Source organism: Anaerostipes sp. CAG:276, assembly GCF_000432215.1.
GTDB lineage: Bacteria > Bacillota > Clostridia > Lachnospirales > Lachnospiraceae > Anaerostipes > Anaerostipes caccae.
In genome coordinates this window covers 1-7759 of the sequence record NZ_FR889198.1, presented here as the reverse complement: position 1 = coordinate 7759, position 7759 = coordinate 1, and the positions used below count along the sequence as shown (strand labels likewise).

General features: G+C 39.9%; 10 protein-coding genes and 1 pseudogene. All 11 read right to left on the bottom strand.

What is annotated here, in order from left to right:
* Window positions 1-326: 326 nt before the first annotated feature.
* Window positions 327-1199, bottom strand: a complete 873-nt coding sequence (locus QVP35_RS11305; RefSeq protein WP_009289545.1) for a prepilin-type N-terminal cleavage/methylation domain-containing protein — start codon at window positions 1197-1199, stop codon at window positions 327-329.
* Between the two features lie 56 nt (window positions 1200-1255).
* Window positions 1256-2080 carry a metallophosphoesterase gene (locus QVP35_RS11300; RefSeq protein WP_006566814.1) on the bottom strand — a complete coding sequence of 275 codons (825 nt, stop codon included), beginning with the start codon at window positions 2078-2080 and terminating at the stop codon, window positions 1256-1258.
* A gap of 317 nt (window positions 2081-2397) precedes the next feature.
* Window positions 2398-2835, bottom strand: coding sequence for a C-GCAxxG-C-C family protein (locus QVP35_RS11295; protein WP_022261166.1), 438 nt, complete (start codon window positions 2833-2835; stop codon window positions 2398-2400).
* Between the two features lie 37 nt (window positions 2836-2872).
* The gene (locus QVP35_RS11290; protein ID WP_006566811.1) at window positions 2873-3292 is read right to left on the bottom strand and encodes a pyridoxamine 5'-phosphate oxidase family protein; all 420 of its coding nucleotides are present in this window, start codon (window positions 3290-3292) and stop codon (window positions 2873-2875) included.
* 74 nt (window positions 3293-3366) lie between these two features.
* On the bottom strand, window positions 3367-3723 hold the full coding sequence (locus tag QVP35_RS11285) for a winged helix-turn-helix transcriptional regulator (RefSeq protein ID WP_006566810.1): 357 nt from the start codon (window positions 3721-3723) through the stop codon (window positions 3367-3369).
* 476 nt (window positions 3724-4199) lie between these two features.
* On the bottom strand, window positions 4200-4643 hold the full coding sequence (locus QVP35_RS11280) for a recombinase family protein (protein WP_022261165.1): 444 nt from the start codon (window positions 4641-4643) through the stop codon (window positions 4200-4202).
* A 178-nt stretch (window positions 4644-4821) separates the two neighbouring features.
* Window positions 4822-5652, bottom strand: coding sequence for a hypothetical protein (locus QVP35_RS11275; protein ID WP_006566807.1), 831 nt, complete (start codon window positions 5650-5652; stop codon window positions 4822-4824).
* Complete coding sequence (locus QVP35_RS11270; RefSeq protein ID WP_006566806.1) at window positions 5649-6257, bottom strand: HD domain-containing protein; 609 nt, start codon at window positions 6255-6257, stop codon at window positions 5649-5651. Before QVP35_RS11270 ends, QVP35_RS11275 begins: the two co-directional genes overlap by 4 nt.
* A pseudogene (locus QVP35_RS11265) lies at window positions 6221-6823 on the bottom strand (class I tRNA ligase family protein); the annotation flags it as partial. The pseudogene QVP35_RS11265 and the gene QVP35_RS11270, both read right to left, overlap by 37 nt.
* 563 nt (window positions 6824-7386) lie before the next feature.
* Window positions 7387-7557, bottom strand: coding sequence for a hypothetical protein (locus QVP35_RS11260; RefSeq protein WP_006566804.1), 171 nt, complete (start codon window positions 7555-7557; stop codon window positions 7387-7389).
* 9 nt (window positions 7558-7566) lie between these two features.
* The coding region (locus tag QVP35_RS11255) for a hypothetical protein (RefSeq protein ID WP_288187880.1) at window positions 7567-7759 on the bottom strand (193 nt) is incomplete at its 5' end.

The window sequence follows — 7759 nt, the reverse complement described above, 5'->3', positions numbered from 1 at the left end:
CAACAGCATCGGTGTTTTTTTTCTCTGAGGCTTCTGTCTCTTCCCTGAAAATCTTCTCATTTGTGATTTTTTCCGTATGTTCCTTGTCCAGTTTCAGGAAAATCAAAAAACAAGCGCAAAAAAATAAAATCCAGCTCAATACGATGACAATGACTGTTGATTTCTTTAGCTTCACTTACCATGCCTCCATCTAGATTGTTTTTTTTATTATAGCATATCCCTTTTTTTGATACAAAGAAAACATAAAATAAAGACCGCGTTCCGTCCAATCCCGTGTAATTCACAGGAAAACAGACAGAATGCGGTCTTTCAATCTCTCAGGCTTTCTAACTTTGTACCCGGAATCCAAGGCTTATGAGAAAATCATGGACGTCATCCAGATTTTTAATTGTAGCCAGAGAGGAGACTCCTATATACTCAGGGTGGGTACCCGCTCCATTGGTTGTAGTCTTACCCGTCTCATATATTTTCCCGTCATAATATACAAGATATGCTTTCCACTGCCCGTGCATGTTATTCGGATTCGATCCGTCGCTTTTCGTAGCGATCAGTAAGGAGCCGAAAGACCCCGATACCCCTTTGGATGACAGATAATAGGGCTGCCAGTACAGCTGGTCTTCCAGTTCGTCAAAATATTTTGATTTAAGAAATGAGGAATCGACCGGCATATATCCATTGCCATGGTCATACATATACTTCATCAGCAGCTCTCTGCTGGCCCAGTTGTTTACTTTTCCCTCTTTGTAAAGCTGATCCATGAGTTTTTTGTATTCTTCTACATATTCCTCCAAGGGGGTCAAAGCACTGTCATCAGAAATCACATATTTAACATCGGCATCTTTGTTGTATTTCACACAAAGGCCGTTTTCCGCTTTATAGGTAAGAGTCTGGATCTTCATTTCATTTTCATCGAAGAAGATGCTGCCCTGAAAAGATCCGCCGGTGCCGGCCATTTTTAAGATTTGCTTCTTGTCCGCGCCCACTGAGGTCAGACGGTTTTTCGCATACAGTTCCATATACGCACTCTGTGAAGACGCCACGATAAGCTTACACTCCGACTTGGCATCTGATTCTTTCTGCTTTCGCAGGTATGCGGTAAATGAAGGGATCGCAATCGCAGCAAAAATACCGATGATCACTAACACTACGACCAATTCCACCAGCGTAAACCCTTTTTTATTTTTGATTGTCTGCTTCATCTTTCCCCTCCTTGCCGGCATTAATGACCTCTAAGTCTAATATACCTGATTTTGAATCAGATTGAAATACGAAATACATCAATTTCCGGAGGAACGAGAAACCGTATGGGATAGTGAGATGTCCCGATCCCTGTGTTGACAAAAAGCTTCATCCCGTTCACTGTATAAAACCCATCCGTATATTTTTTGGCAAGAGACGTTTTCATCTTAAAAAACGGAAGCTTGACCTGTCCGCCGTGACTGTGCCCCGCAAGAATCAGGTCGGCACTGTTTTCAGGGAGACGCTCTGCAGCATCCGGTTCGTGCATCAGCAATATTTTGTAATCACAGTTTTTTAACTCCTGCGACCCCATCAGTTCATAGTCTGGTGTTCCGAACAGTACGTCATCCAGCCCGCCGATTCCAATCGTTTTTCCGTTGGGGAGGCGGACGGTCTCAGATGCATTGGCGAGCAGCTTAAATCCTCCGTTTTGTATGACTCTCGGATAAGCCCTCATGGCGCCTCCTCCGTAATCCCGGTTTCCCCAGACCGCATATTTTCCATACCTGGCCTCTATGGCAGACAGTGCTTTTTCTACTTTTTTCTCAGGGTGGTAAGCAGCATAATTGTCATAGAGGTCCCCGGTAAAGACAACAATATCCGGCGACTGTCCGTTGATCTTATCCACTAACTTTCCCAGCCGTTCTTCCGAATATGCTTCACTCACCTGGATGTCAGATATATGGACCAGCTTCAGTTCTGCCGATGCCGCTCCATTCTTCAAATCATAGTCTCGTACTGCCAGTCTGTAAGGTTCTATTTTTACTGCATATACCGCTAAAAGGCCTGTTAAAATGAGGATCAGAAGTATAAACAGAATGATTCTTTTGATGATCTTCAATGGAATTCTCCTTATGATTTCGCCGAGTAATGAAAAAACCGCATATTTCTATGCGCTTCTTTTATTTTTAGACATATCTGCCAATTTTCATTCAAGTTATTTGTTAAGTATAAACGATGAAAGGGCAGATGGCAAGGCTTGATTAGCCATCACTTACTAAAAAATGATGGCTGACCAAGCCTCTTATTTTTAAGGAATATTTATTCATTAGCCTTCTCCAGAAGAAACTATGTCCATTGTCACCAGTTCGGAGGCAACGAGGTTCGATTCACTAAATTCACACTTCGCCTGCAGCTCCTGCTCATCTGGTGAAAATGTCATATTGCGTCTTTCATAAAATCACACGCAAATCCAACAGCTTGGCAGGTAAGCTCTTCACACATATGCGGAGGATCATTAGGGGTCAATCCGCGTGGCCTTTCATTAGGGGTAAATCCGCCTGGCCTTAATTCATAACAGGTTAATGAACCAAACCTCTTACGAAAAGTATCTGCAAATTTATAACAAGCTGTGACAGTTTCTTCTTCTGATCTTCCCAAAAAATGATAATAAATGCCTATAAACATTAATCCGCCCTCAACCAGACCACACTGTGCACGGAAGCCGCCGGCGCCATGTAAACCTGCAGCCGAGATAATGGTTTGTTTTTCCAGTGTAACTTCAAATATTTCTCTCAAACAAAACAGCATGGTTCTTGCACAGTTATAATCATTCTTCCAATACAATTCATGCACTCTTTGATTTATGTAATCCATCTTCTTTTTCTCCTGTCTTTATTACAGCAGTTTCCGGTTATTCAACCTCAAAATTTTCAGAACTGAAATTGCTGTAATATCTCCCCTGCTCCGCAGTAAAGCGCAGAACACAGTAATCCGGGTCTGTGACACCTTCCGGGTAATACATGGTATCACCTTCCTGCCATATCATCTCTTTATAGAAGCTGTCTTCCAGTACCTCCATAGTACCTGTCAGCATAGCGCCCCAAAAAAACCGTCTGTCACAAAAATAAATACAGGCTTTAGGACTGTATTTATACTGGCTGACTCTCATAGAAGACGTATTCGTGGTAAAATAAAATACCTTGATACCCTCTCTTCTCCGCGGCGGCAGCATAGCCTTCGTATTGGGATAACCATTTTCATCCACAGAACTGATAAATGACACTCCCTGCTTATCGATCAGGTTTCCAATCATCTTCACTGGATCTCTCATTTTCTTACCTCCTTAACCTATGTCTACATTATAAGACAGGCAGGAGTTATGGTAAATCAGTTACTTTTTTGTAACTATAACAGCCCTTTTTCTTTTAAAAATTCTTCCCTGTGATCCTCAATCATCATCTCGATCCCAACATCCTGCATAATTGATACGGCTTCAAAAATCTTTTTCCCTCGTTTCGTGAGAAAGTAATTCGATTTCAATAGATAGCTGTCATTTATCGTTTTTCCGATCATTCCCCATTCCTGAAGCTCTTTCAGATGCTGCACCAGCATTTTCTGGCTGATTCCCCGGATGGACTTTTTTAGAACTGAAAGAGAACTGCCGCCCTTGCTGAGCTCCCATAAAATAATCGGCTTCCATTTGCCCTTTATAATGTCATGTGTCAATTCCAAAGGACACGTGTACTCATTCCTCATCTTCATCCTGACCGCCTCCAATCATATAGAAAATGGACATCATATCTACTGGACAAATCTTGCCTAAAAAGAATAAAAAAACGCATATATATGCGGTTTTTAGAACTGCACCAGGCAGGAGTCGAACCTACCACTATGCATTTTCTAAAAACAGCTTAAAAAGAGTTTCACTATTAAAATCAATTTAAAAAATCTATAAATGCCAAACCATAAAATGGCGTAACCCCTTAGTTTATCAGGGGTTACGCCATTTATAAAGTACTGTAGTAATGGTACAAATCGCAAATCTCCATATTAAGGCCTGTAAAAGTATAAGGAAAAATTTTTCATTTTTTGACGCGTTTTTTCTTATTATGTTGTGTATTTTCACTTCCGTATCACACGAAATTTAATAAATAAAATAATTGAGATTTTAAATAAAAGCTACAACCTAGAAATTCAAAAATAACAATCACATTATTTGGCTACAATATTTATATCTACTAGAAAATGCTGATTTTTGCTATTTCTATCAATGCCCCGCAGTCACCGCAGACAGCAAGACCGGATAACGGATATACCTTTTCCTCATTTGGAGAGGTCCTCGTATCCAACCCCAACAGTCTCTGCACTAAAGCAAATTCTGGGTCAGTTATGATTGGCTCATGGTTCTGCTCAATCCTTATCCAGTCCTTTTCCGGCTTATCCATAAATTTTTTGATCTTATGGTTCGGTATGGTATGTCTCCCCTGGATCAGTGTTCCGATATATACCTCATTTTCCAGAATACGATTCACTGACATGGCACTCCACTCAGCCTGTTTGTGTATCTTGAAACTATCCTGAATATTAATTCCAATGCTATGCTTATACTCCATAAAGGATAACACGCCCTGGTCATTCAGATAATTGACAATTCCTGGTTGGCCCATCCCCGACATTTTCAACCGAAAGATTTCTCCATGTTTTGGGTAAAAAAGCAGGGAACCTGTTTCAGATTTTCTGCTTGGTGGAGCCGCCGGTGGACAGCTGGCATTTCATTATTTACGGTTTCTGGATATTACGAACAAAATTGCTAATCAGCTTTATAAATTTCACATGTAAAATTTGATGCGGTATATAAATTTATGCAAAAAGTTCCTGATATAAGCGTTTGGCATAACTATCTGTCATACCGCTTATATAATCCGTAATCATCAAAATTCTTAAATAAAGCTTCTCCTGTTCATTTCTTTTATATGCTTCGCTATGGTACATGGATTTATAAAATTCAGATACGGTGTCTATTGTCCTCTGTTCTATAAACGTAGCGTTTTCTTCCGTATCATAGACAAGCGCTGCTGGCATAAATTGATTCAATAATGAATTTATAACCCGGCGTCCAAATAATTCTGTTCTGGTTTTTATGGAACTTGTATAAACCAGGCGTTCGCTTAGTTCTGCGATAGCCAAGATAATATCGCCAGATACAGTATCGTCAAACAAGCTTCCATTAAATTTGCCTTTCATGATTTCTTCGTAGTTCTTAATAAAAGAATCACCGGCATTTATTATCATCATACTTTGTATATATTGATTCCATCTTTGAACGGCAGTTAATTCCGGCTTCCGTTCATTTTTTGCCAATTCCTCCTCGTATATGGTCAATAATTTATTAATGTATTCCTGAATACGGCTCCCATATATACCGTCCTGTGTCCTGTAATGTTGGAAAGTTTTTATAATCTCCTGAAAACTTATTACTTTTTTTACCATAGCATCCTCCACATCAGAGGTTCTATAAGCAATATCATCCGCCGCCTCCAAAAGATAGGATAATGGGTGGCGGTTTCCGTACAATCCCATTTTTTCATTGATGTCCTCAAATAATTCATGCTCGGAAAAGTTATATCCCATTTTTTTATAACTGTTCGGGTTATTGTATAATAAATCGACAGAAGAAATAGGGTATTTCATAATTGCTCCCAGAACTTCATATGAGAGATTAAAGCCGTTTTTTTCCCCAGATAAGGCGTTTTGGACAATATACGCAAAGACTGTGCATTCCCTTCAAAGGAATATAAATCCTGGAGTTGCCATTCTGACAGTATGTTTGTTATTTGTTCTTTTCCTAAATACAAATGACTAAGATTTGTCTGGAACCATTCACGAATTGCATATTCTCCAAAATGGCCAAATGGTGGATTTCCTATATCATGTACTAAACCTGCACATAGAAGGACATCAGAAAACTCTTTTTCTGTATGGGTTTCAAACCATAAATCTCTCTTTTCTTTCTTTAGCTTTTTGAATACATATTCGCCTAGCTTTTTTCCTATTGCCGATACTTCTAATGAATGCGTTAAACGGGTTCTTATATAGTCATCATCATCTAAGGGGAAAACCTGTGCCTTATCTTGTAATCTGCGAAATAGGGTACTACAAATAATTGTTTTATGAATAAAACTTGTCGGACGGGAACAACTTGCAAAGCAAGGTGTTTCCGGGTGGCAAGTCCACAGCTCTTTCAGATGAATTTCCAGATTAGGGAAGGAGTATACACCATCGTTTTCTTCGGACAATGATAGGTCTCGTCAGTGGCGAGTTCTGCTGCCAGCTTGTGCTGCGGCGCCAAAACCATGAAAGTTGCTGCGTGGAGCGTATCCGGTCTTGTGGTATAGACAGTGATCGCCTCGTCCCTGTCTTCTAATTTAAAGTCTACTTCGGCACCGTGGTTCTTTCCGATCCATTCTGCCTGCATTTTCTTAAATTTTTCAGGCCAATCCAGTTTATCCAAGTCTCCCAGAAGACGGTCTGTATTTTCTGTGATCTTTAACATCCACTGTCTTAAATTCTTCTTTGTCACATCGGCTCCGCAGCGCTCGCACTTGCCGTTGACTACCTCTTCGTTGGCAAGTCCGGTCTTACATGAAGGACACCAGTTGATCGGCATCTGTTTTTCGTAGGCCAGTCCCTTTTTAAACATCTGGACAAAGATCCACTGAGTCCATTTGTAAAACTCAGGATCTGTGGTGTTGACTTCCATATCCCAGTCATAGATGGCTGCGATCTCACCGATCTGGCGTTTGATATTTTCAATATTCTGAGCTGTGGATTCTTTCGGATGCACTCCCATCTTGATCGCATATAAGATGCTTAACGGACACACAAGAAAACAGGTGGGCTCTAAAAGCCTGCCCGTCTTCCACTGTCAGGTCCGTTCTTATCTGTAATAAAAAAATGGAGCCATGATTTGCTCATAGCTCCAAACTGGTTCCGCAGAAATACTTATCCGATATCTCTATAATTTATATTTGCAATCTGAGCTTCATGTAAACCCTTGGTTTATCAGGTGTTACGCCATTTATAAAGTACTGTAGTAATGGTACAAATCCCAAATCTCCGTATTAAAGCCTGTAAAAGAATAAGGAAAAATTTTTCATTTTTTGACGCGTTTTTTCTTATTATGTTGTGTATTTTCACTTCCGTATCACACGAAATTTAATAAATAAAATAATTCTGTAGAAATTTTATATCGAACTTCCAATTATCCGCTTAAATACAGCATTTATAAGTAATTCAATGATTAAAAAGCACTTATTTTACCACGAAATTACCACGATTGAATGAGCCTTGATATGATGATAATAGATAAGGGAGATTCCACAATAAAAAACTGTGTATCTCCCTTGCTTCATTCATACAGCCATCTTATTTATAAGACTCTTTTGCGTCTGCTTTTGGCTTCATAGACCAAAACACTACATTCATTACAATGACAATCAGTATCACAACTGCCATAGCCACCCAAAAACCGATATTAAGACCAAGCCATTCGGTAGTTCCGAAAAGGGTCATCCAAAGTTCTTTCCAGTTCATCATTGCACCTCCTTAGAGCAGTTCGCCGAAATGACGGACATAGGCTTTTTTCAAACTTGTTGCCAGAATCATATACACCAGAATACATGGAATCAGATAAGCAAAGTATGTTGCAGGCAATGCGACAAATCCCAGCATAGTTCCAAACACAGTAAACGGAATAATGGTCAGAACCGTAATTCCAGCCATTGTGAGCAAAGTCACC

What these genes read in the sequence shown, in the direction of transcription:
- QVP35_RS11260 (WP_006566804.1), bottom strand. Translation starts at nt 7,557, where the DNA reads ATGATGAACTGGAAAGAACTTTGGATGACCCTTTTCGGAACTACCGAA.
- QVP35_RS11290 (WP_006566811.1), bottom strand. Translation starts at nt 3,292, where the DNA reads ATGAGAGATCCAGTGAAGATGATTGGAAACCTGATCGATAAGCAGGGA.
- QVP35_RS11305 (WP_009289545.1), bottom strand. Translation starts at nt 1,199, where the DNA reads ATGAAGCAGACAATCAAAAATAAAAAAGGGTTTACGCTGGTGGAATTG.
- QVP35_RS11295 (WP_022261166.1), bottom strand. Translation starts at nt 2,835, where the DNA reads ATGGATTACATAAATCAAAGAGTGCATGAATTGTATTGGAAGAATGAT.
- QVP35_RS11285 (WP_006566810.1), bottom strand. Translation starts at nt 3,723, where the DNA reads ATGAAGATGAGGAATGAGTACACGTGTCCTTTGGAATTGACACATGAC.
- QVP35_RS11275 (WP_006566807.1), bottom strand. Translation starts at nt 5,652, where the DNA reads ATGAAATACCCTATTTCTTCTGTCGATTTATTATACAATAACCCGAAC.